This is a genomic window from Streptomyces sp. NPDC050842 (assembly GCF_044456565.1).
GTDB lineage: Bacteria > Actinomycetota > Actinomycetes > Streptomycetales > Streptomycetaceae > Streptomyces.
In genome coordinates this window covers 618,229-643,575 of the sequence record NZ_JBITGA010000001.1, presented here as the reverse complement: position 1 = coordinate 643,575, position 25,347 = coordinate 618,229, and the positions used below count along the sequence as shown (strand labels likewise).

Here is a 25,347-nt window from a genome sequence, read left to right as displayed (position 1 = left end):
CCGTCGGACGGGCCGAGTCATGATCATCGCGAACGTCGTGATCATCGCACCGTGCCGGCTCCGGCGCCGGGGAAATCGCGATGTCCACGACGCCACGCTAGCCGGGGCCCCATGTCGACGCTTCTCGATTCCTGACGGGACCCGACCGGTCCCCGCTCAGCTCCCCGGCAGCCCTTCCAGGGTCTGCCGGGGTGCGGGCCGCCCCTCGGAGACGTACCGCTCGGCCGCGCGGACCGCCTCGTGCGCGGTCCGCTCTCCCATCAGGACGCAGAGGGTGTACGCCGTGTCCTCGAAGCGCCGGCGGACCGACAGGTCGCACGGCCTGGCGAGCACGGACCGCTCCTGGGTGCGGTAAAGCCGGAGCAGCCGGTCGACCGTGTTCGCGTCGGGCAGCAGCATCGCGTCCTCCTGTCTTCTGGCTCGAGTCGCTCCATCCTGACGGTCGTCGACCACGCCCGCGACCCGCGCGGACACGCTGCGTGACGGGGCGGGTTCCGGAGTGCGGATCCGCCGCCCATGGCGGAGGGTCGGAGACATGAACCCGAGCACGCAACAGCGGGTGGTCGTCACCGGCGCCACCGGCAACGTCGGTACGAGCCTGGTGCGGGCGCTGTCCCGCGAACCGCGGGTCGGTTCCGTCCTCGGGCTGGCCCGGCGCAGGCCCGGCCTGGAGCTGCCCGGCGTGGAGTGGGCCGAGGTCGACCTCTCCCGGGAGGGGGACGAGCCCCGGCTCGCGCAGTACGTGGCGGACGCGGACGCGGTCGTGCACCTGGCCTGGCGGTTCGGGCCGACGCACGACCCGGTGGAGACCTGGCGGACCAACGTCCTGGGCGCGGTGCGCGTCTTCGACGCGGTCGCGGCGGCGCGGGTGCCGGTCCTCGTGCACGCCTCCTCGGTGGGGGCGTACTCCCCCGGCCCGAAGGGCGGCGCCCCCGTGTCCGAGGCCTGGCCGACGCACGGCTGGCCCGGTGCCGCTTACACCCGGGAGAAGGCGTATCTGGAACGGGTCCTCGACACCTTCGAGCGCGACCATCCGCTGACCCGGGTGGTCCGGATGCGCCCGGCCTTCCTCTTCAAGGAGGAGTCGGCGAGCGGGCAGCGGCGGATCTTCGCGGGACGGTTCTTCCCCGGTCAGCTGATGCGCCCGGAACTACTGCCGCTGCTGCCGGAGTTCGAGGGGCTCCGCTTCCAGGTCCTGCACACCGAGGACGCCGCGGACGCCTACCGGAGGGCGCTCCTCCGGGACGTCCGCGGCGCGTTCAACCTCGCCGCCGAGCCGGTGCTCGACGCCGAGACGCTCGGCCGGCTCCTGCATGCCCGGCCGGTGAGGGTCCCGGCCGGAGCGGTACGCGGCGCGCTGTCGGCGGCCTGGCGGCTGCGGCTCGCCCCGGCCTCCCCCGGGCTCTTCGACGCGCTGCTGCAGATGCCGCTGCTCGCCACCGAGCGGGCCCGGCGGGAGCTGGGGTGGGAGCCGTCGGCGAGCTCCCTGGAGGCCGTGGAGGCGTTCCTGCGCGGGGCCCGCGCGGGAACCGGCGACGACACGGCTCCGCTGGCGGGCCACCGCATCGGCTGAGGGCGCGGGGCCACGACGGACGTTCCGGCGGCGGCCGGTGTCGGCGGCGCGCGGCCGGTCGCTGTCTTCGCCGTCAGCCGGTGGTGCCGGACCAGTCGACGAGCCGGATCCCGGCGCCCGCGGCCTCATGGCCGCGACAGTGGGCCTGGTGCCGGCGCAGCACGGCGTCGATGTCGAGATGGCGGGCGAACTCCGGGCGGGCGGCGAGGCGTTGGGCGTACGCCCAGAGCGCGGGATGTCCGGCCACCCGGTCCATCGCCGCGGCGTCCAGGTGCCAGCGGTGGACGGTGTCGAGGCGGACGAGGGTGACCCAGACCTGCACGTCGGCGGCGGTCGGGCGGTCGCCGAGGACGTAGGGGCGGCCGGTGAGGCGCCGCTCCAGGGAGCCGAGTGCCGCGAAGAGGACGCCGAGCGGGTCGCGGTGGGCGGCGTCGCCGTCGAGGCCGAGTTCGCCGGCGCGCTGCGCTGCCCGGTTGACGCTCCGCTCGCACAGGTCGGCGATGGCCTCGATCTCGCCCCGGTGCTCCTCGGGCAGCAGGTCGGGGCCGTCGCCGCGGAAGCGCAGGGCGAGGTCCCGCAGGATGTCGGGCACGTGCGTGCTGACGATCCGCCCGGTCCACCCGTCGCTCAGGACGGGCGCGGCGGCCGGCCCCGCGTACAGGTGGGCGCTCGCCTCGTACAGCGGGCGGAGCGCGGTGTACCCGCCGTCGGGCATGTCGGGGGTCCCGGGGAGCACGGTCAGCGGAAGGGTGTCGTCGAGGCCGAGCAGGCCGTGGGTGAGGGCGATGCTCAGACAGCCGGGGCCCGACGGTGCCAGATGGAGGCGGTAGCGGTGCGGTACGGCGTAGTGGCCGCTGCGCACGTCGCGGCCGATCCGGCCGCGGAAGGCGGGCACGGCGGAGGCGGGCAGCAGCGAGGACGGGACGACGGACATGCTTCTCCCTGGTGGGTGCTCGGTGCTGGGTCGGGGCGGTGCACGGCGGCGACGGTCGCGGTCGTGCGACGTCGTCGGCCGCCGTGCAGGGCCCGGAGGCAGCAGAGGAACGGGAAGGAGGAGACGGGCGGACCGCGGCGAGGTGCACGTCCGGTCCCGGATCCCGGCCCGGCCCGGAGCGGCCGAAGCGGGCCGTCGCGCCGGGGCGGCGCGGGGCGGACGGGCTCAGCGGACGCGGGGGACGCCCCGGCGGGGCAGGCGACTCGCGGCGCTGCAGACCCGCAGCAGATCGATGTGACGGCGGGACGTGAGGGGCACGGAGCGCGGGAGGAGCACGGCGTGCGCGGTGTCCCGCCGGCCGTTGCGTCCCATGATTCCCTACCCGTTCACTCGGTTTTTCCCTTTCACGAGTCTCGGACCGGTCACCCGTGACGTCAAGGGTGCGGGACGCGCCGCCTCCGGGGCGCACGGATCCGGCCGGGGGCGTACGGGATAATGCGCGCATGCGCATTTCAGCCAGGGCCGACTACGCGGTACGGGCCGCCCTCCAGCTCGCCGCCGCCCAGGACACGGGGCCACTGAAGGCCGAGGCGATCGCCGAGGTCCAGGGGATCTCCCACAAGTTCCTGGAGGGCATCCTCGGCGACATGCGCAAGGGCGGGCTCGTCCAGAGCCAGCGCGGCGGCAACGGCGGGTACTGGCTGGCCAGGCCGGCCGAGTCGATCTCGGTCGCGGACGTCATCCGCTGCGTGGAGGGCCCCTTGGTCTCCGTGCGCGGCGAGCGGCCCCCGGATCTGGCGTACACGGGGCCCGCCGAGTCGCTGCTCCCGCTGTGGATCGCGCTCCGCGCGAGCGTGCGGGAGGTGCTCGGGGTCTCCCTCGCGGAGGTGGCGGCGGCCGAGCTGCCGGCGGACATCACCGCGCTCGCGGACGACCCGGAGGCCTGGACCAACCCCTGACCCAGGGTGGTCCGAAAAGCGCCCACCCGGCCGGTTCCCGACGAAGCCAACTCCGCACGACCTGCGCCGACGTGACGGCATCTCACTCAACAAGACGCACGCGTCCAGCCCTCGGACGCCTCTTGGGGGCAGGCGACCGCCTCTGTCACTATCCCTAGTGTTCCAGTGGGGATACAAGGGATCGGGTGAGGTGACGTGACTACGCCGAGGAAATCGGTCAGGAGAACCGCGATACGCATCGTCCCGGCACCGGCCGACCGGCCCGCGGACGACGAGATCTGGCCCCGCGTCACCCGCGAGCTCGCCGACGACCTCGCCGTCGACGCGCCCGCCCGTGACCGGGCGGGCAAAGCCCCCTTCGACGAGGTCGCCCGGCTCCAGGAGGCCGGCCTGCCCGCCCTCCTCACCGCGCCCGGGGCGAACCGTCGGGGCGCGGACTGGCGGGCCGCGTCCGCCGTCGTACGGGAGATCTCCGCCGCCGACAGCTCGGTCGGCGAACTCCTCGCCCACCACTACGTCCTGTCCTGGAGCAGCCGGTTCTTCGGCCGGGCGCACGACACGGAGGGCGCGAAGGACGCGACAGGCGCCCCCGCCCACGACCTCGACGTTCGGACGGCCGAGGAGCACTGGCTGCTCGGCGGGGGCGTCGAGCCTCCGCGTACCGAGAAGGACCCCGGCCTCAGACTCACGCCCGAAGCGGGCGGCTGGATCCTCGACGGGCGCCGCGCCTTCGCCTCCGGTGTCGCCGTCGCCGACCGGCTCGTCGTCGGCGCGCGTCCCGGCGGGACCGGCGACTGGCTGATCGTCCTGGTGGACCCGGCGCACCCCGGCGTGTTCACCGATGCCGGCACGGACCGGGTCGGACAACGGGTCTCCGGCGCGGGCACCGTCACCTTCGACCACGTCCCGGTCCAGGCCGACCAGGTCCTCGGACTGCTCCCCCACGACGAACACGCCGTCACCCCCTTCGCCGCCCTCGCCCCGCTCGCCCTGCGGCTGCTCCTCGTCCAGGTCGGGCTCGGCATCGCCGAGGGGGCGCTCGCCGAGGCCCGGGACATCAGCCGCGCCGGGCAGGCCGGACCGGCCCCGGCACCCTCGGCCGCCGGCAGGCCGTCCAGCGCCGGCGCGGATCCCGTGGGGACTGACGACGACCCCTATCTGCTCCTCGCGTACGGCGAGCTGGCCACGGCCGCGCACGCCGCCTCGGCGGTGGTGGAGCGGGCGACGGACGCCCTGGCCCGCGGTCTCCTCGCCGGACGGACGCTGACCCCCGAGGAGCGCGCCGACATCGCCGTCCTGGTCTCCGCCGCCGAGACGGTCACCGGCCGGGCCGCCGTCCGCATCACGACGCGCGTCCTCGAACTCGTCGACGGGGCCGAGGGTGCCGACGCCCAGTCGGGAGGGCCGGGATTCGACCGCTTCTGGCGCAACGCCCGTGCGCTCACCGCCCACACGCAGCCGGCCCATCGGCTCCGCGACATCGGCGACCACTACCTCAACGGCACCCACACGCGGCTCACCCTGCCGGCCTGACACCACGACAGCCGACGGCACGACCGCACGACCGCACGACCGCACGACCGCACGACCGCACGACCGCACGACCGCACGACCGCAGCAGAAGGGACGGACGGTCCGGCATGTCGGGACGTCCGTCCCTCTCTTCGGGCCGCCGATGGGCCCAAGCTGGAGGCAGGAGGGCCCCGCCGCCCGGCGGGCCCGTCGCGCTACCGACGGAGGCAGTCCGATGAGTCGTGAGATCGTCGCAGGAGTGGACGGTTCCCCGGAGAGTCTCGCCGCGGCCGACTGGGCCGCCCGCGAGGCCCTCCACCGGGGGCTCCCGCTGCGGCTCGCCCACGCGTGGCGCTGGGAACCCCTCGACATCCCGCTGGTCCAGGACCGGGCGAGCCAGGAGCGGATCGCCGACGAGGTCCTGCGCGAGGCCGAGGCGACGGTCGCGCGGCGCCACCCGGACGTCACTCTCACGGCCGAGGTGCTCCCCGACACACCGGTCGCGGCGCTGCTCGGCACCGAGCCGCGGGCCGAGATGCTCGTCATCGGCTCACGCGGCCACGGCGCCGTCGCGGGCTTCCTGCTCGGCTCGTACGGGCAGCAGATCATCGCCGCCGCCGGCCGGCCCGTGGTGGCCGTCAGGTCCCGGGACGGCGAGCCCGCCGAGCCGCCGGTCGGTGACGTCCTCGTCGGCCAGCTCGGCAGTCCCGAGGACAGTGCCGCGGCGCTCGGCTTCGCCTTCGAGACCGCTGCCGCGCGCGGGGCTTCGGTGCGGGCCGTCCGCGCCTGGAGCCTGCCGCCCCTCTACGCCTACAGCCCGGCCTCGATGCGGATCGCCGACGAGGCAGGCGGCCTCGTCCCGTACGAGGAGAAAGCGCTGCGCGAGGCCTTGGCACCCTGGCGGGAGCGGTTCCCCGAGGTGCCGGTGACGGAGCACGTCGAACTGGGCAGCGCGGGGCAGGTGCTGCTCTCCGCCTCGGGGGCGGCCCAGCTCCTGGTGGTCGGCAGGCGGGCCAAGCGCGGCGCCGTCGGCCCGCGCATCGGCTCCGTGGCCCACGCGGCGCTCCATCTCGCGCCGTGCCCGGTGGCGGTGATCCCGCAGGGCTGAAAGGCTCTGACGTGCGTTGACGCGTCGGGTTGACGAGGAGTGTCGGGGCGGCCGGGGCCGGAAAGGGTTACGCCGTCGCCCCGGTGGCTCTCCCCAGCGCCGGACCGTCCGGCGACCTCGGCGAGAGAGCGGATCTCCATGCGGCACCACGACCATCCCTGTCACCCCGACGACCCTGAACACGTCGAACACGTCGAACACGAAGAACGCATCGCCCACGAAGAACATGTCGTGCGGGACGGCGGGCGCCACCGGAAGGGCCACGGACCACGGCGGCGCGCTCTCCGCCGTCCGGGCTTCCGTACGGCCGTCACCGCCGCCGGGTCCGCGACCGTCGTCCTCACGGTGGCGGCCGGGGTGTACGTGGCCGCTCCCGCCCCGGCCGCCGGCACCTCGGCCGTCACGGCACCCGCCACCGCTGATACCAGTGCCGGAGTCGGAGCCGGTGGAGCCGACGCCGTCGGCGGGACCGTCTCGGAGTACGTCCAGGAGCTCGTCGCCCTCGCCAACACCGAACGGGACAAGGCTGGTTGCGGCCCGCTCCGTGCGGAGAGCCATCTGCGGACCGCCGCCCAGGGGCACGCCGACGACATGGCCGCGCGCGACTACTACGAGCACGACAGCCCGGAGGGCCGTGACGCGGGCGACCGGATGACCGTCGCCGGGTACACGTGGTCGACGTGGGGGGAGAACATCCATCGCGGGCCGAAGACCCCGGCGCAGGCGATGGAGAGCTGGATGGACAGTCCCGGACACCGCGAGAACATCCTCAACTGCTCCTTCGAGGACCTCGGTGTCGGGGTGACCCTCACCGCCAACGGCCCTTGGTGGGTCCAGAACTTCGGCGCCAAGGGCTGACCCGCCGGCCCCGGCGGCCCGGGGTTCAGGAGGCCGGGGCCGCCAGCTTCTGCACCCAGATCGTGCCGCCGGGACCGGGCACCGACGCCACTCCGGTGTCCCGGTACCGGCAGTTCAGCATGTTCTCCTCGTGCATCGACCCGTCGGTCCAGCCGTCGACGACGGCCGCCGGGTCCGCCGCCCCCTGGGCCAGGTTCTCTGCCCAGGCGCTCCAGGCGTACCCGGACGCGGTGATCCGCACGTCCGCGAAGTCGCCCTCCGGGCTGCTGTGCGCGTAGTAGCCGCGCGCGACCATGTCGCGGGCGTACCCCCGGGCCGCCGCGACCAGGCGCGGGTCGGTCCGCAGCGGGGCGCAACCCGCCGCCGCCCGAAGCCTGTTGACCCTCTCCGTCACCCGCTCCTCGACGGTGGGTGCGGGTGCGGGGGGCGTGGTGCGGCGGGGTGCCGGAGTGCGGGTCGTGGGGGCCGGGGCCGCGACGGTGGCCGCCGTGGTGGTGGGGGGCGCCGGGGTGGTCGGGGGCGCGGGTGCCGGGGTCGCGGCGCGGGGCCGGTCGGGTGTCACCCGTACCTCCTCCTGCCTCGGTACGAGCACGGCGAGCGCGCCGAGGACGGCGACGGTCACGCCTCCGGCGAGGCAGGCGCGCCGTATCGGCGTCCACCGGCCCACGGGCGCGGCCGCGAGGGTCTCCGCGCCGGGCCGGGCGAGGGCCGCCGCGGCCAGCGGGGGGACGAGGCCGATGCCGACGAGCAGGCCCTCGACGGGGGCGAGGCCGCGGCTCCCGGTCGCCTGCCCCGTACAGGCGGCGCAGTCGCGCAGGTGGCGGGCGATCCGCTTGCGCCAGAGGGGCGAGGGGCGGCCGTCCCAGCCGGTGAGGGACTCGGCGAGGCGCGGGCACGACGGGTCGGCGTCGAGGGCGCGGACCACGGCCCGGCCGGTCTCCAGGCGTTCCTTCATCCGCTGGACCCGGACGGCGGCGTGCTGCGGGGAGACGCCGAGGCCCTCGGCGAGTTCGGTGCGGGTGAGCTCTCCGGCGGCCTCCAGCCACCACAGGGAGAGGAGTTCGCGGTCCTCGTCGTCGAGCCAGCGGGTGGCGCGGGCCACCTCGCGGCGCTCTCCGGAGAGGCGGAGGCGGAGGATGGTGAGTTCGGTGAAGTCGCCGGCCGGGTCGGCGAGCTCGGCCGCCCCGTCGAGGCCGGGCACGGGGGCCTGCCGGTTCTCGCGCCAGCGACGGCGTATCCCGTTCATGGCGATGGCGACGAGCCAGGAGCGGAAGCGGGCCGGGTCACGGAGCCCGGCGAGGCCGTCGAGGGCGCGGACCATCGTCTCCTGGACGATGTCGTCGGTGTCGGCGTGGCCGTCGAGGGCGCGGCCGACGACGTTGTGGACGAGGGGCAGGTACGCGCGTACCAGCTCGTCCCTGGCGTGCGCGTCACCGGCCCGGGCCGCCTCCACCAGGGCGGTGGTGCGGCGCTCGTCGCTGTGCATGGGTCTGCTCCCTCATCCGTGATCCGAGTCCCCCGTCGTTCGGAGACCCGTGGGAGCGGGAGGGATAACACTTCCTGCGGTGTGACGGTATGCGTCGCGACCGCGCGAGCCCTCGCGACTACGGTACTGCTCCGGGCAGCGACGGGACCGTGGCCCCCTTGCCTTCCCGGACGGCCTCCACGACCGCGTCGTGGAGATCTCGGCTCTCCTCCTCCGTCGCGCACGGAACGGGACTGCCCGACATGGTGAACCAGTCGGATGCGCCGCTGTACTGCACGGCCACGCGTGCCTCGCGCTCGGCCCAGGTCGTGTGCACGGTCAGATCGCCCGTGACGACTCCGGCCTCGTCGGTCAGCACCCCACCACGCCCGGTGTAGACACCGGCGGTCGTCCAAGATGCCCAGCTCATCCATCCAGGTTCACACCCGGACGGCGGATGCGCCACCGACGGGACCGCCCCGACCGGAATCCCTCCGGCCGGGGCGGTACGTGTCATCCGCCGGGAGCGGGTGACCGGGTCGCGCGCCGGATCAGGCGAGGGACGCGAGGGCCTCGTTCAGCGTGGCGGACGGGCGCATCACGGCCGCGGCCTTGGCCGGGTCGGGCTGGTAGTAGCCGCCGATCTCGGCCGGGGAGCCCTGGACGGCGACGAGCTCGTCGACGATCTTCTGCTCGTTGGCGGCCAGCGTCTCGGCGAGCGGGGCGAAGGCCTTGGCCAGCTCCGCGTCCTCGGTCTGGGCGGCCAGCTCCTGGGCCCAGTAGAGGCCGAGGTAGAAGTGGCTGCCGCGGTTGTCGATGCCGCCGAGGCGACGGGTCGGCGACTTGTCCTCGTTGAGGAAGGTGCCGGTGGCGCGGTCCAGCGTGTCGGCGAGGACCTGGGCGCGGCCGTTGCCCGTGGTCGTCGCGAGGTGCTCGAAGCTGGCGGCCAGGGCGAAGAACTCGCCGAGGCTGTCCCAGCGGAGGTAGTTCTCCTTGACGAGCTGCTGGACGTGCTTCGGGGCGGAGCCGCCGGCGCCGGTCTCGAAGAGGCCGCCGCCCGCCATCAGCGGGACGACCGACAGCATCTTGGCGCTGGTGCCCAGCTCCAGGATCGGGAAGAGGTCGGTCAGGTAGTCGCGGAGGACGTTGCCGGTGACCGAGATGGTGTCCTCGCCGCGGCGGATGCGCTCCAGGGAGAACTTGGTGGCCTCGACCGGGGACAGGATCTTGATGTCCAGGCCCTCGGTGTCGTGCTCCGGCAGGTACTGCTCGACCTTGGCGATCAGCTGGGCGTCGTGGGCGCGCGCGGCGTCCAGCCAGAAGACGGCCGGGGAGCCGGTGGCGCGGGCGCGGGTGACGGCGAGCTTGACCCAGTCCTGGATGGGCAGGTCCTTGGTCTGGCAGGCGCGGAACAGGTCGCCCTCGGCGACCTCCTGCTCCAGGACGACGTTGCCCGCGGAGTCGACGAGGCGGACGGTGCCGGCCTCGGCGATCTCGAAGGTCTTGTCGTGGGAGCCGTACTCCTCGGCCTTCTGCGCCATGAGGCCGACGTTCGGGACGGAGCCCATGGTCGACGGGTCGAAGGCGCCGTGGGCACGGCAGTCGTCGAGGACGACCTGGTAGACGCCCGAGTAGCTGTGGTCCGGGAGGACGGCGAGGGTGTCGGCCTCCTGGCCGTCCGGGCCCCACATGTGGCCGGAGGTGCGGATCATGGCCGGCATCGAGGCGTCGACGATGACGTCGGACGGCACGTGCAGGTTGGTGATGCCCTTGTCGGAGTCGACCATCGCCAGGGCGGGGCCCGCGGCGAGCTCGGCCTCGAAGGAGGCCTTGATCTCCGCGCCCTGCGGGAGGGACTCCAGGCCCTTGAGGACGCCGCCGAGGCCGTCGTTCGGGGTGAGACCGGCGGCGGCGAGGACCTCGCCGTACTTCGCGAAGGTCTCCGGGAAGAAGGCGCGGACGACGTGGCCGAAGACGATCGGGTCGGAGACCTTCATCATCGTGGCCTTGAGGTGCACGGAGAAGAGCACGCCCTCGGCCTTGGCGCGGGCGACCTGCTCGCTCAGGAAGGTGCGCAGGGCGGCGGCGCGCATGACGGCGGCGTCGACGACCTCGCCGGCGATGACCTTCAGCGGCTCGCGGAGCTCGGAGACGGTGCCGTCGGCGGCGGTGAACTCGAAGCGGAGGGTGTCGTCCTGCGCGATGACGGCGGACTTCTCCGTGGAGGCGAAGTCGTTGTCGCTCATGGTGGCGACGTTCGTCTTCGACTCGGGGGTCCAGGCGCCCATGCGGTGCGGGTGGGCCTTGGCGTAGTTCTTGACCGAGGCGGGGGCGCGGCGGTCGGAGTTGCCCTCGCGCAGGACCGGGTTGACGGCCGAGCCCTTGATCTTGTCGTAGCGGGCGCGGACGTCCTTGTCCTGGTCCGTCTGCGGGTCGTCCGGGTAGTCCGGGAGGGCGTAGCCCTGCGCCTGGAGCTCGGCGACCGCGGCCTTCAGCTGCGGGATGGACGCCGAGACGTTCGGCAGCTTGATGATGTTGGCGCCGGGCGTCTTGGCGAGCGCGCCGAGCTCCGCGAGGGCGTCGGCGATGCGCTGGCCCTCCTCCAGGTACTCCGGGAAGACGGCGATGATGCGGCCGGCGAGGGAGATGTCCCGCGTCTCGACCGTGACGCCGGCCTGCGAGGCATACGCCTGGATCACGGGCAGGAACGAGTACGTCGCCAGGGCAGGCGCCTCGTCAGTGTGGGTGTAGATGATGGTCGAGTCAGTCACCGGGTGCTCCGCTCCACGTCTGCGTATGCGAGATTGCTCGACATCAAGATATCTCGTGATCGCGGTCCTCCGTAAAGGGCCCCACGAGCTCGCCGTCGTGCGGTGCCCCCGCGGCCTCCACGAAGGGGCCGCCGAGGCGGTACGGGGCGGGGGCCCCGTCCACGGCGACGCGGCGGAGCAGGGTGAGCAGGAGCAGTCCGGCGGCGGCGGTGACGCCCGCGGCGAGGGCCTGTCCGCAGCGGTGGGCGAGCCGGAGCTCGGCCGGGTCGTAGGGGGCGGTGGCGGGCAGGCCGAGGGTGTCGCCGAGGAGCCAGACACCGGCGCCGAGCCCCGCGGCGGCGAGGATGGCGAGCGGGACGGTCGCGAGGAGCACGTGCGGGAGGGGGCCGCGGGGCGCGGGGCGGATCTTGCCCTTGCGGGCGAGGAGGCCGACCAGGCCGCAGAAGACGGCGAGGACGACGAGGGCGGCGGCTATGAGGTCGCCGGGACGGTGGTCCCCCGCCGCGATGGTGTACGCGCCGACGGCTCCGGCCCAGAGGGTGCCGGCGAGGACGGTGGGGCCGCGGAGCCGGTACGGGACGACGAGGGCGAGACCGAAGGCGGTGCCGAGGGCGAGGGTGGTCTGGGCGCTGGGGAAGCCGCTCTGGAGGAGGGCGCCGCCGGCGTCGAGGAGGCGGGGGCGTGGCGCGTACCGCTGGAGGAGCCCCGTCAGCGCGAGGGAGGTGACGAGGGCGCCGGCGACGGCTCCGGTGAGCGCGTACCGCTTGCGGAGGAGGCCGGTGGCGAGCAGCAGGACGCAGCCGAGGACGAGGGAGAGCGTGGTGAGCCCGGCGAGCGAGGGGTGCTCGCGGAGGACGGTGGCGGCGGCGGTGTCGGCGCGCCGTCCGGTGAGGGCGGCGTCGCCCCAGCGGCGGCCGGTCGCGGTGAGCACGAGGCCCGCGTAGACGACCGTGAGGAGGAGGACGGTCCCGAGGCAGGCACGCCGGGTCCGGGTGCGGACCCTGGTGCTGAAGGAGCCGGCGGCCTCGCCGGCCACGGCGGCGTACCACCAGGTGTCACCGGTCTCCAGCGGCCTCGGGGTGCCGCCGGCGCGGAGCCTGTCGTAGGAAGCCATGCCCCGATTCGAACCCACGCGCGGCACACCCGCCCGCTGGATGCACCCGAACGACACGCCGAAGGTCCTGGCGGGGCTGTGTGCCGCTTCCCGGCAGCTCGGCCGGGCGCGGCGGGGCGCTCATGCCACGGCGAGACGGTGGGCGGCCGCTCGGTCGTGGCGGCGTGTGCCGTACAGCGTGAAGGCGGTGTTCACCAGTGCCACGTGGCTGAGCGCCTGCGGCGTGTTGCCGAGCTGGCGGCCGGCCACCGGGTCCCACTCCTCGGCGAGCAGCCCGACGTCGTTGCGGATGGCGAGAACCCGCTCGAAGACGGTGCGGGCCTCGGCGACGCGGCCGGTGGCGGCGAGGGCGTCGGCGTACCAGAACGTGCACGCGACGAAGGACCCTTCGGTGCCGCCGAGGTCGTCGAGCCGGTGAGTCCCGCCGTCCCGGACGTCGCCGTACCGGCGCAGGAATCCGTGCTCGTCGAGCCGTCCCATCGCCTTGACGGTGCCGAGGACCCGGGGGTCGTCGGCGGGGAGGAAACCGAGCCGGGGGATCAGCAGGGCGGTGGCGTCGACCTGAGGGCTGCCGTAGTACTGCGTGAACGACTGCTGCTCCTCGCTCCAGCCCTGGGCGCAGATCTCCGCGTGGATCTCGTGGCGCAGAGCCTGCCAGCGGCGCACGGTGCCGCGCAGTCCGGCGACGCGGGCGAGGCGGACGGCGCGGTCGGCGGCGACCCAGGCCATGACCTTGGAGTGGACGAAGTGGCGGCGCGGGCCCCGGACTTCCCAGATGCCCTCGTCGGGTTCCTGCCAGCGCGTCCCGAGGTATTCCAGGAGCTCGGCCACCAGCGCCCAGGCCGGCGGGTCGACGGCGACCCCGGCGCGTACGGCCGAGTAGACGGTGTTGAGCACCTCGCCGTAGATGTCGAGCTGGAACTGGTCGACGGCCGCGTTACCGAATCTGACGGGGCGTGAGTCCTCGTAGCCGGGCAGCCAGTCGGCGTACGTCTCGGGAAGCCGGCGCTGCCCCTCGACCCCGTACAGCGGCTGGAGGTCGGCGGGATCGCCCGCGACGGCGCGGAGCAGCCAGTCCGTCCAGGCCATCGCCTCCCGGCGGAATCCGCCGCGCAGCAGACAGGACAGGGTGAAGGTGGAGTCGCGCAGCCAGCAGAAGCGGTAGTCCCAGTTGCGCTGCCCTCCGATGCTCTCGGGGAGGGAGGCGGTGGCGGCGGCGACGACGCCGCCGGTGGGGGCGTAGGTGAGGGCCTTGAGGGTGAGGAGGGACCGGAGCACGGCGTCCCTGGCCGGCCCTTCGTAACGGAGCGCGCTCGCCCAGTCGTTCCAGAAGTCGAGGGTACGCAGGAGGGTGGCGTCGATCTCGGCGGGCGAGGCGGTGGGGGGCACGGAGGCGTGCGAGGGGCGCCAGCCGAGGACGAACCGGACGATGCTCCCGGCGGTGACGGTGAACTCGACGGTCGTACGGTCCGACGTGACGACGGGGTCGGCGCCGGGGCCGCAGGAGAGGTAGGCGGCGTCGGGTCCCGCGACGCAGGCGACGGTGTGCCGGTCCAGCGCACGGGTCCAGGGCACGATGCTGCCGTGGTGGAATCGGAGGCTCGACTCGCCGCGCATGGCGACCCGGCCGGCGATCCCCTCGACGACGCGGACGATCCTCGGCCCGCTCTCGTGGGAGGAGTCCGGGGAGCGCGGGGGCATGAAGTCGGTGACCCGGACGGTGCCGGTGAGGGACTCCCAGAACGTGTCGAGGACGAGTGTGTCGCCTCGGTAACTCCTGCGCGTGCAGCGGGTTTTCCCGACCGGGGCGAGGAGCCACCGACCGTGACCTGGATCGCCGAGGAGGGCCGCGAAACAGGCGGGCGAGTCGAAGCGCGGCGCGCACCACCAGTCGACGGACCCGTCGGACCCGATGAGCGCTGCCGTCTCCAGGTCGCCGACGAGGGCGTAGTCTTCAATTCGCCCTGCCATGACCGGATTGTATGCCGTTCAGAAATCTCGCGCAGAAACAGCGGCGGTAGGGAAGAGTATTCCTTCGCGGCCCTCCGCATATTCTTCCGGTTTTCTTGACGGCATCACCTTCCCCGCAGGATTCTGAAATACGCGGGTTCGCCTCGCGGAAGGCCGTACCCATGGGTAGTGACGCGCATCCCCTCCGCCGGTCGACCGACCGGGTGCCCGGCTCCGGCACGCGCACCGTGAGCCTCGTCCTGACGGTCCGCCCCGACGGACGGGACCCGGGACACGCGCTCGACCTGCTGCTCGACCAGGTACCGGAGGACGTGCGGGACGTGGTCCTGATCGGCGGACCGACGGGCACGAGACCCGCGCGGAAGGGCATGACCATCCGGACGCTCGGGCCCTGGGACTTCGCCCGGGGCGACATTCCGCACGCGGGACTGCGCGCGGCCACCGGGGATCTGATCGTGCTGATGGACGCCGACGGCAGCATGTCGCCCCACGAGATCCCGCACTACCTGTATTACCTGGAAAGCGGGTTCGATTTCGTCAAGGGTTCCCGTTTCATCGCGGGCGGGGACGTCGCCGACTATCCGCTCGCGCGGCGCCTCGGCCATCGCGCCCTGCTACGGGTCGCACGGCGGCTGTACGGCCAGCAGCTCACCGATCTCTGGTACGGATTCTGTGCGTTCCGGCGGGGCTTCGTCGACCTCCTCGACCTGCGCGAGGACGGTGTCGAGCTCGGCGCCGAGCTCGTGACGCACGCCCTGCACTACGGGCTGCGCGTCGCCGAAGTGCCCAGTCGCGAACTGCCGCGCCGCCACGGCCCTTCGCACCCCCGCACGGTCCGCGACGGCGCCCGCATCCTCGGCACGCTCCTCGACGAACGGCCGCACAACGCCCTCTCGCGGTTCGCCCACGGCCGCTCCCGCCACGCCCAGGCAAACCCCGGCACTCCGCCCCTGGACGCCTCCGGCCGACCCCCTGGCTGACCCTCCGGCCCGGTTGACGAATCCCACCCGGGGGGATAAGGCTGGAAAGAGCATGATTTCAGGCCAGAGAGCAGACCCTCGGTTGGGTCGGTTGCCGGAAGAGGCTCATCGTGACCTCACGCCAGATCAACCGCGTGCCGGCGGCACCCGCTCCGCATCCCTTGCGGCGGGTGACCGACTGGCCCCTCGCCGAGGCCCGACGCCGTCCCGTCCGCAGCGCCCCGCACCGCCCGAGCGTTCACCCGGCCCGCCGGGTCTCCGACCGGCTCCGCGCCGTCGTTCCTCCGCCCCTCAGCAGGGCGTGCAGGCCCCGGGGCGCCGCCCGCCGCCGTCGCGCTCGTACGGTCAGGACACACGCCCGGAGCCGCGACGGTTCCGGCGGCCCAGCCGGTTCCGACGGTCCCGCCCGATCCGACGGCCCCTCCGGGTCTGACGGCCCACGTGCCCAGGCCCGTAGCGGCCGTCGCCCTGGTCGACGCCCCGCCCCCGCGCTGACCCCCCGCTCTGCCGCGCGCGCCACGCGCCGCGCCTCCTCCCAGCACACCCTCGACTCGTCGCGGTACCCCGGCTCGCGCGCCCTGGGGTACCGCGGCGTGCCCGGACACGCGGTGTTCGGCGGGCACGTGGTGGGCGAGAAGCCCAAGGGGCGCCTGCCATGACGACCTCACGAGGCGTTCTGCTGGTGGCGGTGTCCGGTCCCGACGGAGCGGGCCTGTCCTCGCTGGTCCGCAGGCTCGCGACGCTGCTCGGGGAGCGGGGGGTCCACGTCGTCACCGCGCAAGGCCACGGCTGCTTCCTGTGCCGCAGGTTCCCGGTTCCACCGCGGGTGAGGGATGAGGGGGAACCGGGTGAGCGATGGGCACGGCGGGCATCGGATCCCGAGCGCCGGGGATCCCTGCCGCGCCGCGCCCACGCGTTCCTCCACGCCGCCGAGCTGGCGGTCCGGATCACGGTGGCCAGGCTGACGGCGGCCCTGCGGGCGCGCGGCAGGCAGGCAGTGGTCCTGACCGACCGGGGCCCCCTGGACGGTCTGGTGACCTTCGGCCCGCCCGCCTCGGCGGCGGCGGGCGCCTTCCGCCGGCTGGCCGACCGGTACGCCCTGACGCTCCTCGTGGAGACCGGGGCCGACACGCTGCTCGGGCGCGGCCGACAGGTCCTCGCCGGCTCTCCTGCCGCCTCGCGGGCCCGCTACCGGTCCCGGTCCGCGCAGCTGCCGCGGGTGGTGCACGTCGACGGAGAGCGGGCCCCGTCGCTCGTCGCCGCCGGCGCCCTGGAACAGGTCCTCGACGTGGTGCGGACGCCCCCTCCGGGGCGCGAGGACGACGGCGGGCGCGCCGAGAGCGGCGCCGATGCCCGCCAGCACGTGGTCGTGTCGGTCTACGACGACGCCGACGGCCCCGGCGACCGGGGCGGCGGTGCCGTGGTCGTCGGCAAGGTGGCCCGCAGGCTCGCGGAGGACTTCCGCGTGACGGTCGTGACGGCGGGCCGCCGCGCCGGAACCGAGTACCGCGACGGCATCCGGTACGTACGGCTGCCGGTGGGCCGCGTGGGCCCGCGCGCCGGGCGGCTGGTGTTCCTGGCGCTGCTGCCGTTCGCGGCCCGCCGCATCCCGCACGACCTGTGGCTGGAGAGCTTCACTCCCCCGTTCTCGACCGGCTTGCTGCCCCTGGCGACCCGCGCGCCCGTCGTCGGCATCGACCAGAACCGCGGCGCCGAGGCGCTGTGGCGCCGCTACCGCGTGCCGTTCTTCCTGGCCGAGCGGCTCGGGCTGCGCCGCTACCGGCACCTCGTGGCGATGAACGCGGCGGACGCCTCGGCGATCCGGCGGCTCAGCCCCCGCGCCGACGTGCAGGTCATCGCCAACGGCGTGGAGCCGCGTCTCCTCGACGAATCCCGGCTCGGCAGGGGGCAGTTCATCCTCTTCCTGGGGCGGATCGACACCTGGGCCAAGGGCCTCGACCTGCTCCTCGACGCCTACGACCGGGCCGGGGCGCCACTGGAGCTGCTGCTCGCGGGCAGTGGCACGCCGGCCGAGGAACGCCGGCTCGCGGCGCTCGTCGCCGCCCGGGCGAGGGGACCCGAGCCCCGGATCCACTGGGTGGGCTGCGCCGACGAGGAACGCAGGCGGCAACTGCTGCGCGACAGCGCGTTCCTCGTGATGCCCTCCCGCCACGAGACGTTCGGTCTCGTGGCCCTCGAAGGCATGGCGTACGGCAAGCCCGTCCTCCACTTCGACCTGCCCGCCCTGCGCTGGATGCGCGACGGCGGCGACGTGGCCGTCCCGCCGTTCGACGTGGCGGCCTTCGGCGACCGGATGGGCGAGCTGGCCCGCGACGCGGCGCTCCGCCGCGGCCTGGGCCGGCGCTCCGCGCTCGCCGCCCGGCACTACACGTGGGACGAGATGACGGGCCGCTATCTGGCCCTGGCCCACCGGCTCCTGGACGCACCCGCCCCCGCACGGCGGCCGAGGAAGAGGGGGACGTCATGGCAGTCGACCCGCTGACCCCCTTCGTCCGGCCCCCCTTCGTCCGGCCCCCCTTCGTCCAGACCGTCCTCGGATCGGACGCCCCCATGCCGGTGCTCTCCCCGCACCCGGCCGACGCCGTGCTCTCCTGCGGCGCGCTGCCTGAAACCGCCCGGAGGGACCTTCGCCGGGCCCGTTCCTCCGGAGGTGTGTCGTGACGATCCCCCTGTACGGTTCCCGGCGCCGCGGCCTCGACGGAGACGGAGGCGCGTGATGGTCCGCCATGAGCGGCCCCGGGTGCTGCTCCTGACCGGCGGCCCGATGGACGGGGCGGAGAGCTCCGACGTGCGGCTCGCCTCCGACGTCCTCGAAGCGCTGCCCGACGTCGACTTCGTCTGGTTCGCCCGGTGGCCGGACCACGGGCGGGACCCGCCGCGGCGCGGGCGCCCGGTCCGCATGCTCTCCCGCGACGGCGTCTCCCACGTCCCGCAGCGGGTGCAGGCCGTACTCGCCGGAGCCGTGTTCGCCCGCAGAGTCGACCTGGTCCACGCCTTCCTCTCCGTCGGCAGCGCCTTCCCTGTCTTCTCGTGGCTCCGCCCGCTGTTCCTCGGGGGGCGGCCGGTCGTGCACACCGTGCCCGCGGTCGCGGACTGCCGCTTCCTGGCCCGCTCCCGGCCCCTGGGGGCGACGGTCGCCCTGTCGGAGTCGATGGCGCGGCGGCTGCGGTCCGCGGACTTCGGGGACGTACGGGTGATCCCGCCCATGATCGACTTGGACACGTGGCCGTATCTGCCGCGCCCGCGGGGGTATCCGATGGTCCTCTTCGCCGGATACCACGATCTGCGGGGCGGCGCGGAGACGGCGATCGACGCGGCGGCCGAGGCGTGGCGGGCGGGTGCCAGGTTCCGGCTGGTGCTCGCGATGCGCAGGCGGCCGGGGCAGCATTCCGGGCTGCTGGACCAGGCGCTGCGGGAGCGGGCCGGCGCGGCGGGGCTCCCGGACGTCGAAGTCCGGGGTCACGTCGAGGACATGCGGGCCCTGATCGCCTCGGCCCACGTGCTGGTGTACGCGCCGGCCGTGCTCGGCGGCAAGGCGGACATCCCGCTCATCGTGCTCCAGTCGCTGGCCTCGGGACGGCCTGCGGTCCTCAGCGACCTGCCGCAGTTCGCGGACTTCGGCCACGCCGTGCTGCGGGCGCCCGCCGGCGACGCGCGCCGCACCGGACAGCAACTGGCGTGGCTGCTCGACCAGCCGCGCTCCTGGGACGTGCTCGCGGAGCGTGGACGGGCGCTGGCCGAGGACCACTTCGGGCCCGAACGGTTCGCCGCCCGGTACGCGGCGCTCTACCGGGAGCTGCTGCTGTCATGACATGACCGTCGCTCAGAAGTTGCCGGGCGGCAGGGGAAGCGGCAGCCCGGGCAGGCCGTCGATGCTCTGCGCGATGTGGTCCTTCTTGGCGAAGTACGCGCTCAGCGAGGCGTCGTCCTCCCGCGCGAAGCGCTTGCCGTGCAGGTCGCGCTCCTCGTCGTACGACATGAAGGGCACCCCGTATCCGCAGGAGTCACGGACGAGTTCGGCCGTCACCACGATGACCGCGCGCAGCCCGTGCCGGGTCGGGTCGATGTCCGGGAAGTGGGCGAGCAGTTCCGTGAAGCGCGGGTCGTCGCGGAAGACGGGCTCGCCCCGGCCGTGGACCCGGACGATGTTGGGCGGCCCCTGGAAGGCGCACCACATCACCGTGATCCGGCCGTTCTCCCGCAGGTGCGCGATGGTCTCGGCGGTGCTGCCGGCGAAGTCGAGATAGGCGATGCGCTGCTCGTCGAGCACCGCGAAAGAGCCCTTGAGGCCCTTGGGCGAGAGGTTGACCGTGCCGTCGCCGTCCAGCGGGGCGGTCGCGGTGAAGAAGATCGGCTGCTGCTCTATGAAGGTGCGCAGCCGGCCGTCGATGCGTTCGTGCGTCTTTCCCATGTCCGAGGATTATGTAAGGAAACGCTTCGCCTGTCTCACGAACTCGTCCGGTGCGGCGCGGTCAGGGGTCGGCCCGCAGCGCTGTCATGAGCAGGACGCCGGTGTCGCCGTATTCGGGCAGGGTGCGGTCCTTGGCGAGCCGCTCGATCCGCAGGCCGGTGGTGCGCGGTCCGAAGACGGCCCGCAGGGCGGCGCCGTCGACCGGGCAGGCCGGCCAGACCGGTCCCTCTCCGATGCGGTAGCTCGGCATGCGTTCCATGAAGGAGGCGACGAGGCAGCCGCCGGGGCGTACCGCCCGGACGAAGGTGTCGCAGAGGGCCGTGAATTCGGCGAAGTCCTCGGTGACGCTCTCGGCGACGAAGTTCATCGACGCGAGGGCGTACGTGCCGTCGGTCAGGTCCTCCGCGGTGCCCGGCACGACCCGGACCCGGCGGAGCGCGTCCGCACAGCTCTCGGGGAGTGCGGGGTCGAGGCTGCGGCACAGGGTGTAGAAGGGCAGCCAGCTGTCGTCGGGGCCGTCCTCGAGCTGCTGCCGCAGGTAGCGGACGTTGGCGGCGCTCGGTTCCAGGGCGTCGACGCGGAGGCTGGCGGCGCCCGCCTGCATCAGGGGGTAGAGGTTCGGGCCCGCGCCCAGTTCGAGGGTGCGGGGAAGGGCGCCGGGGGCGAAGGTCCGGTAGACGGCGGCGTGGTGGCGGATGACACCGACGTCGCAGGGGTGGAGCCTGCGGTAGTTCTCGGCGAGGTAGTCGGCGACTGGCCAGGCGTTCCAGTCCGCGTCCCGGTTGCGGCGCAGTCCAACGGCCAGGCCCCACCGGCCCGACTCGCCCGACTGACCCGACTCGCCCGATCGGCTCGACGGGCGCGGCGGGTTCGGGGGGCCGGGGCGCCCGGTCGTGTCCATCACCGCACGGGCGGCCGGCGGCCGGCCGTGACGGCGCCGGGGCGCTGGGCCTCGGCGTGCTGGAGGGTGAACCGCTCGGCGAGCGCCGTGAGGGCCGCGCACAACTGGTCGATCTCCTCGTCGGTGTTGGCGGCGGTGACCTGGATGCGGAAGCCGACCTTGTCGCGCGGGACGAGCGGGTAGGAAGCGAGCGTCACGTAGATGCCGTGCTCCCAGAGGAACGCGGCGACGGCGTCGAGATCCGCGGAGTCGGCGAGCGGGATCTCGATGATCGGCAGCCCGTCGGTGTTCGGGGTGGCGAGGCCGAGGCTCCGGACGTGGGCGAGGACCCGGCCCGTCTTGCGGTAGAGGTCGGCCCGGATCTCGTCGCCGCGCTCGTCGTTGACGTCGAGCCCGGCGAGGGCGGTGGCGAGCGAGGCCGTCGGCGAGGGCCCGGAGTAGAGGTACGGAGCCGCCGCCACCTTCAGGTGGTCCTTGAGCCACTTCGGGACGGCGAGGAAGGCGAGCAGCGAGGAGAACGCCTTGGAGAAGCCTCCGACGAGCACCAGGTCGTCGTAGGTCTCGCCGAGGTGGCGGACGATGCTGTTGCCGCGTGAGCCGTACGGGCTGCTCTCGTCCGCGGTCCGCTCCCCGATGACGCCGAAGCCGTGGGCGTCGTCGACGTACAGCAGGGCGCCGTTCTCCCGGCAGATCCCGGCCAGGGTCCGCAGGTCCGGGAAGTTGCCGGTCATGCTGTTGACGCCGTCCATGCAGACGAGCCGGCCGGCGTCGCCGGGGGCCCCGCGGAGCAGCGAGGCCAGTTCGTCGGGCCGGTCGGCGCTGAAGCGGTGGATCTCGGCGCCCTGGCCGCGGGCGACGACACAGCCGTCGTACACGGTGCGGTGGGCCTGCGCCTCGACGAAGACCTGGCCCGTGCCGGCCAGGAGCGGGATGACGGACTGGTGGATGAGGGTGATCGTGGGCAGCAGGAGGGTGTCGGGGGCGCCCAGGAGCTCGGTGAGCCGCTCCTCGATGCGCGGGTAGAGCCGCGGACTGCCGATGAGGCGGGACCAGCTCGGGTGGGTGCCCCACCGTCTGACCTCCGGTTCGATCGACGCCATGATCGTGGGGTCGAGGTCGAAGCCGAGGTAGTTGCAGGAGGCGAAGTCGACGAGCCAGTCGTCGCCGACCCGGATGCGGCGGCCGTCGATCTCGTCGATGACGGCGTCGCACATGAGGCTGGTCCGCTGGAGGTGCTCCAGGTCGCGCCAGCGGGACGGGCGCGGCGGCCGGCCGGTCCGGGCGGTCGCGGCGGCGGGTCCGATGGCGGGTGCGGGTGCGGGTCCGATGGCGGGTGCGGGTGCGGGTCCGATGGCGGGTCCGATGGCCGGTGCGGGTGCGCGTGCGGGGCCGATCGCGGGGGCGGAGGTGCCGGCGCCCGCGCTGGTGGGGACGGCGGCGGGGGCGGTTCCCGGTGCGGCCGGGGCGACGGGCCGAGCCGGGCGGACGGATCGGTGGGCGCCCGGGGACGGGGCGCGGTGGAGGTACGACTCGGCCTGGTGGGCGGTCATCGGCCGGGCGAAGAGGTAGCCCTGCCCGTAGCGGCAGCCCATCTCGGCGAGGAGCTCCCGCTGCTCCTCGCGCTCGATGCCCTCGGCGACGACCAGCAGGCCGAGGACGTCGGCGATGCGCACGATGCCCTCCACGAGGGCGACCTGCTGGGAGTCGGTCGTGATGTCGTCGATGAACGACTTGTCGACCTTGAGGATGTCGATCGGGAACTCGCGGAGATAGCTGAGCGAGGAGAAGCCGGTGCCGAAGTCGTCGATGGCGATGGAGACCCCGAGGTCCTTCAGGGCGGCCATGGTCGTACGGATCTGGGTGTCCTGGCGCATGAGGACGGTCTCGGTGAGTTCCAGGACCAGCGATCCCGGCGCGAGCCCGGAGGAGCGGAGGGTGCGCCGGACCCCTTCGAGGAACCCCGGGTCGCGGAACTGGCGGGCGGAGACGTTGACGTTGGCGTACAGGGGTGGCCGGTTCGGGCGGGAGCGCTGCCAGCGGGCGATCTCGAGCGCCGCGTGTTCGAGGACCCAGGCGCCCAGCGGCATGATGTGGCCGCTCTCCTCGGCCAGGGTGATGAACTGGTCGGGCGGCACCATCCCGCGCCGGGCGTGCGGCCAGCGGATGAGCGCTTCCAGGCCGGCGGTGGCACCGCCGTCGACCTCCACGATGGGCTGGTAGCGCAGGGCGAAGGCGTGGTCGGCGATGGCCGTGTCCATGCCCGCCTGGAGCTCGTGCCGGGCGACGAGCCGGGAGTGGAGTTCCGGGTGGAAGAGCCGCCACCGCTTCTTGCCGGCCGCCTTCGCCGCGTACAGGGCGAGGTCGGCGTGGCCGAGGAGCTCCTCGGCGTGCGCGCTGTCGAGGACGGTCGCGATGCCGACGCTCGTGGAGACGGAGACGGCTCCGTCGGTGAGGTGGAACGGCTGGCTGAGGGTGTGCACGATCTCGGCGGCGAGGGTCTCGGCGTCGCGGGGTTCCCTGGCCCCCTCGATGAGGACGGCGAACTCGTCCCCGCCGAGCCTGGCCGCCGTGTCGGTGAGCCGCAGGACGGACGTGAGGCGGCGGGCCACGGCGACGAGGAGTTCGTCGCCGACGGAGTGCCCCATGGTGTCGTTGACGACCTTGAAGTCGTCGAGGTCGACGAAGAGCATGCAGGTCAGGGTGGACTCGCGGCGGCCGCGGAGCAGGGCTCGCTCGATCCGTTCGAGCAGCAGGACGCGGTTGGGGAGGCCCGTGAGGGAGTCGTGGAAGGCCCGGTGGGTGAGTTCCCGTTCCAGCTTCCGCTGTTCGGTGACGTCCCTGAGGGTGAGGACGAGACCGTGCACGGTGCGTTCGTTGCGGAGGTTGCTGCACCGGACCTCGACCTGGAGGTCGGCGGAACCGCTGGGGCCGCCGTGGAGCAGCTTCCAGTCGTCCCGGGCGTCGACCGCGTCGCGTGAGCGGGCGTCGGCGAGGACGCGCAGGGCACTGGCCTTGTCCGCGGGGGCGAGCAGCTCCGTGAGCGGGGTGCCCGGCAGCAGGGAGTGACCGAACATGGACTCGGCGGACGGGCTCGCGTAGCGGACGGTGTCGTCGTCGTCGACGATGAGGATGACGTCCGAGGTGTTGTGGACGAGCGTCCGGAAGTACGCCTCGCTCGTCCGGCGGTTGACCTCCTCGCTGAGCCCGAAGCGTTCCAGCGCGAGGGCCGCCTGGGAGGCGAGCGACTGGGCGGGGCCCGCGATCTCGGAGAGCTTCTTCTCGTCTCCCGCGAGGAGCAGCACGCCGAGCATCGATTCGCGTCCTGTCGGCGTCTGGAGCTCCAGGGGGCAGAGCAGTGCGTGGGACTCGGGCGCCGCCTCGGCGGCGACGGCGGGGTCGAGCCGGGTCACGGGGAGGAGCCGGGCACCGTGGGCGACGAGCTCGGGCCAGGCCGTCGCGGGAGGGAGCGTCAGCCGGTCGGTACTACAGCTCCATGGGTGGGCCACGGTGGCCACCGCGGTGAGGCCGCCCTTGCGGTCACGGGTGAAGAGGAGGACCCGGTGATCGGTGCCGGGGCCGAAGAGCGTCGCGGAGGCCGTCTCCACCGATCCGGCGACCTCGCGCGGGCTCAGGGCCGCGACGAGGGAGGCGGCGGCGACCCGGAGGCTGCGCTCGCGCGCCTCGGACTTCCCGTGAGCGGTCATCATGCTCCACAGCCGGGCGAGGACCAGCAGGAACATCAGCGCCGAGAAGATCGCGATGACGGCGATGTCCTGGTCCTTGTCGTTGCGCAGCGACTGGAAGAGGAGCAGGGCGGGGGCGACGAGGGAGGCGCCGGCGAGGAGCGCGAGGCGGCGCTCCGCGACGTGCGGTGCCGGTTCGGGGGCGCGCTCGGTGAGGCCGGTCATCGAGGGGTGGAGCGCGGCGAGGCCCCAGGCGGTGAAGAACACGACCCAGCCGAGGTCCCACGGTGTGCCGACCTGCCAGGTGCCCTTGAGCTGGAGCGTGCCGTAGATGACGTCGGAGGCGAGGATGCCGCAGGTGCCGAGGGTGAGGAGCTGCACGGAACGGGAGCGCAGGCCGCCGGGGACGAGCAGCCGGGCGAGCATCGCGAGCATCAGGACGTCGCCGAGGGGATAGGCGATGGAGATGGCCTTCTCGGTCCAGGTCATGTCCTCGCTCCGGGCGAGCGGGGTGATGAGGTTGACCCAGGAGAGCAGCGCGATTCCCGAGGTCAGGATCAGCGCGTCGAGGACGACCGCGAGGTCGCGGCCGGCTGCCCGGTAGCGGATGAAGCCGAAGAGGCCGATGGCGAAGAGGGGGTACGTGGCCAAGTACAGGGCGTCGGCGACGGAGGGGAAGGGCCGGGTCTGGCCGAAGAAGCCCTCCAGGACGTTGTAGGCGGTGTCTCCGGCGACGAAGGCGAAGTTGGCGGCGGCGAGCACCAGCCAGGGCCAGCGGCGGGCGGGCCGGTGAAGGTGGACGCCGACGAGGATCGCGACGACGCCGCCGAGTCCGATGAGTGCCCAGAGGATGGTGTGGCGGGCCGGGAACTGGAGGTACGCGAGCGTCAGCAGGGTGACGACCACGAGATAGACCAGCGTCCACGTGCGTAGTGACCCGGACGCGGTGAGTGACCGGATCGGCTGACGCAACGCCATCGTGGCCCCCTTGCCGGGTCGGGCGCCGAGGGAAGCGCCCTGGTCGCGGATACGGACCCCGTACGGTGTCCATTCTCCGGGGGCCCGGAGCGGGCTGCATCTCGGACC

Annotated in this window: 20 protein-coding genes; 9 read left to right on the top strand and 11 right to left on the bottom strand. The window is 73.7% G+C overall.

What is annotated here, in order from left to right; genetic code table 11:
- Positions 1–156: 156 nt before the first annotated feature.
- Positions 157–399 carry a DUF5133 domain-containing protein gene (locus ACIBG6_RS02870; RefSeq protein ID WP_399220691.1) on the bottom strand — a complete coding sequence of 81 codons (243 nt, stop codon included), beginning with the start codon at positions 397–399 and terminating at the stop codon, positions 157–159.
- A 136-nt stretch (positions 400–535) separates the two neighbouring features.
- Between ACIBG6_RS02870 and ACIBG6_RS02865 the strand changes: the two genes are divergently transcribed.
- Entirely contained in the window at positions 536–1,573 is a 1,038-nt protein-coding gene (locus ACIBG6_RS02865) for an NAD-dependent epimerase/dehydratase family protein (protein ID WP_399220690.1), read from the top strand.
- Between the two features lie 73 nt (positions 1,574–1,646).
- Here the strand turns inward: ACIBG6_RS02865 and ACIBG6_RS02860 are convergent, their stop codons facing one another.
- Both ACIBG6_RS02860 and ACIBG6_RS02855 read right to left on the bottom strand, forming a co-directional pair.
- Positions 1,647–2,507: a glutathione S-transferase C-terminal domain-containing protein gene (locus ACIBG6_RS02860; RefSeq protein WP_399220689.1), complete on the bottom strand. Its 861-nt coding sequence runs from the start codon at positions 2,505–2,507 to the stop codon at positions 1,647–1,649.
- Positions 2,508–2,732: 225 nt separating this feature from the next.
- Entirely contained in the window at positions 2,733–2,879 is a 147-nt protein-coding gene (locus ACIBG6_RS02855) for a hypothetical protein (protein WP_399220688.1), read from the bottom strand.
- Between the two features lie 131 nt (positions 2,880–3,010).
- Here ACIBG6_RS02855 and ACIBG6_RS02850 point away from each other — a divergent pair, with 131 nt between their 5' ends.
- From ACIBG6_RS02850 to ACIBG6_RS02835, 4 genes are all read left to right on the top strand, one after another.
- Complete coding sequence (locus ACIBG6_RS02850) at positions 3,011–3,466, top strand: RrF2 family transcriptional regulator (RefSeq protein ID WP_399220687.1); 456 nt, start codon at positions 3,011–3,013, stop codon at positions 3,464–3,466.
- A 195-nt stretch (positions 3,467–3,661) separates the two neighbouring features.
- Entirely contained in the window at positions 3,662–4,999 is a 1,338-nt protein-coding gene (locus ACIBG6_RS02845; protein ID WP_399220686.1) for an acyl-CoA dehydrogenase, read from the top strand.
- Between the two features lie 214 nt (positions 5,000–5,213).
- Entirely contained in the window at positions 5,214–6,086 is an 873-nt protein-coding gene (locus ACIBG6_RS02840) for a universal stress protein (protein ID WP_399220685.1), read from the top strand.
- 231 nt (positions 6,087–6,317) lie between these two features.
- A complete protein-coding gene (locus ACIBG6_RS02835) occupies positions 6,318–6,944 on the top strand; it encodes a CAP domain-containing protein (RefSeq protein WP_399220684.1) in 627 nt (208 codons plus the stop codon).
- A 25-nt stretch (positions 6,945–6,969) separates the two neighbouring features.
- On the opposite strand, the gene ACIBG6_RS02830 is transcribed toward ACIBG6_RS02835, so the two are convergent.
- The 5 genes from ACIBG6_RS02830 to ACIBG6_RS02810 form a co-directional block, all read right to left on the bottom strand.
- On the bottom strand, positions 6,970–8,430 hold the full coding sequence (locus ACIBG6_RS02830) for a sigma-70 family RNA polymerase sigma factor (RefSeq protein ID WP_399220683.1): 1,461 nt from the start codon (positions 8,428–8,430) through the stop codon (positions 6,970–6,972).
- A gap of 118 nt (positions 8,431–8,548) precedes the next feature.
- Positions 8,549–8,839, bottom strand: coding sequence for a hypothetical protein (locus ACIBG6_RS02825; protein WP_329625093.1), 291 nt, complete (start codon positions 8,837–8,839; stop codon positions 8,549–8,551).
- Positions 8,840–8,960: 121 nt separating this feature from the next.
- Entirely contained in the window at positions 8,961–11,180 is a 2,220-nt protein-coding gene (locus ACIBG6_RS02820) for an NADP-dependent isocitrate dehydrogenase (protein WP_399220681.1), read from the bottom strand.
- A gap of 43 nt (positions 11,181–11,223) precedes the next feature.
- Positions 11,224–12,294, bottom strand: coding sequence for a phosphatase PAP2 family protein (locus ACIBG6_RS02815; RefSeq protein ID WP_399220680.1), 1,071 nt, complete (start codon positions 12,292–12,294; stop codon positions 11,224–11,226).
- Between the two features lie 120 nt (positions 12,295–12,414).
- Entirely contained in the window at positions 12,415–14,265 is a 1,851-nt protein-coding gene (locus tag ACIBG6_RS02810) for a glycoside hydrolase family 15 protein (protein WP_399220679.1), read from the bottom strand.
- A 161-nt stretch (positions 14,266–14,426) separates the two neighbouring features.
- On the opposite strand from ACIBG6_RS02810, the gene ACIBG6_RS02805 reads away from it, so the two are divergent.
- From ACIBG6_RS02805 to ACIBG6_RS02790, 4 genes are all read left to right on the top strand, one after another.
- Positions 14,427–15,245, top strand: coding sequence for a glycosyltransferase family 2 protein (locus ACIBG6_RS02805; RefSeq protein ID WP_399220678.1), 819 nt, complete (start codon positions 14,427–14,429; stop codon positions 15,243–15,245).
- Between the two features lie 655 nt (positions 15,246–15,900).
- On the top strand, positions 15,901–17,748 hold the full coding sequence (locus ACIBG6_RS02800; RefSeq protein WP_399220677.1) for a glycosyltransferase: 1,848 nt from the start codon (positions 15,901–15,903) through the stop codon (positions 17,746–17,748).
- Positions 17,730–17,927, top strand: coding sequence for a hypothetical protein (locus tag ACIBG6_RS02795; RefSeq protein WP_399220676.1), 198 nt, complete (start codon positions 17,730–17,732; stop codon positions 17,925–17,927). Before ACIBG6_RS02800 ends, ACIBG6_RS02795 begins: the two co-directional genes overlap by 19 nt.
- Positions 17,928–17,982: 55 nt before the next feature.
- On the top strand, positions 17,983–19,077 hold the full coding sequence (locus ACIBG6_RS02790) for a glycosyltransferase family 4 protein (RefSeq protein ID WP_399220675.1): 1,095 nt from the start codon (positions 17,983–17,985) through the stop codon (positions 19,075–19,077).
- Positions 19,078–19,089: 12 nt separating this feature from the next.
- On the opposite strand, the gene ACIBG6_RS02785 is transcribed toward ACIBG6_RS02790, so the two are convergent.
- The 3 genes from ACIBG6_RS02785 to ACIBG6_RS02775 form a co-directional block, all read right to left on the bottom strand.
- The gene (locus tag ACIBG6_RS02785; protein ID WP_399220674.1) at positions 19,090–19,677 is read right to left on the bottom strand and encodes a pyridoxamine 5'-phosphate oxidase family protein; all 588 of its coding nucleotides are present in this window, start codon (positions 19,675–19,677) and stop codon (positions 19,090–19,092) included.
- Positions 19,678–19,738: 61 nt separating this feature from the next.
- The gene (locus ACIBG6_RS02780; RefSeq protein WP_399220673.1) at positions 19,739–20,578 is read right to left on the bottom strand and encodes a class I SAM-dependent methyltransferase; all 840 of its coding nucleotides are present in this window, start codon (positions 20,576–20,578) and stop codon (positions 19,739–19,741) included.
- A complete protein-coding gene (locus ACIBG6_RS02775; RefSeq protein WP_399220672.1) occupies positions 20,578–25,239 on the bottom strand; it encodes an aminotransferase class I/II-fold pyridoxal phosphate-dependent enzyme in 4,662 nt (1,553 codons plus the stop codon). Before ACIBG6_RS02775 ends, ACIBG6_RS02780 begins: the two co-directional genes overlap by 1 nt.
- Positions 25,240–25,347: the final 108 nt, after the last annotated feature.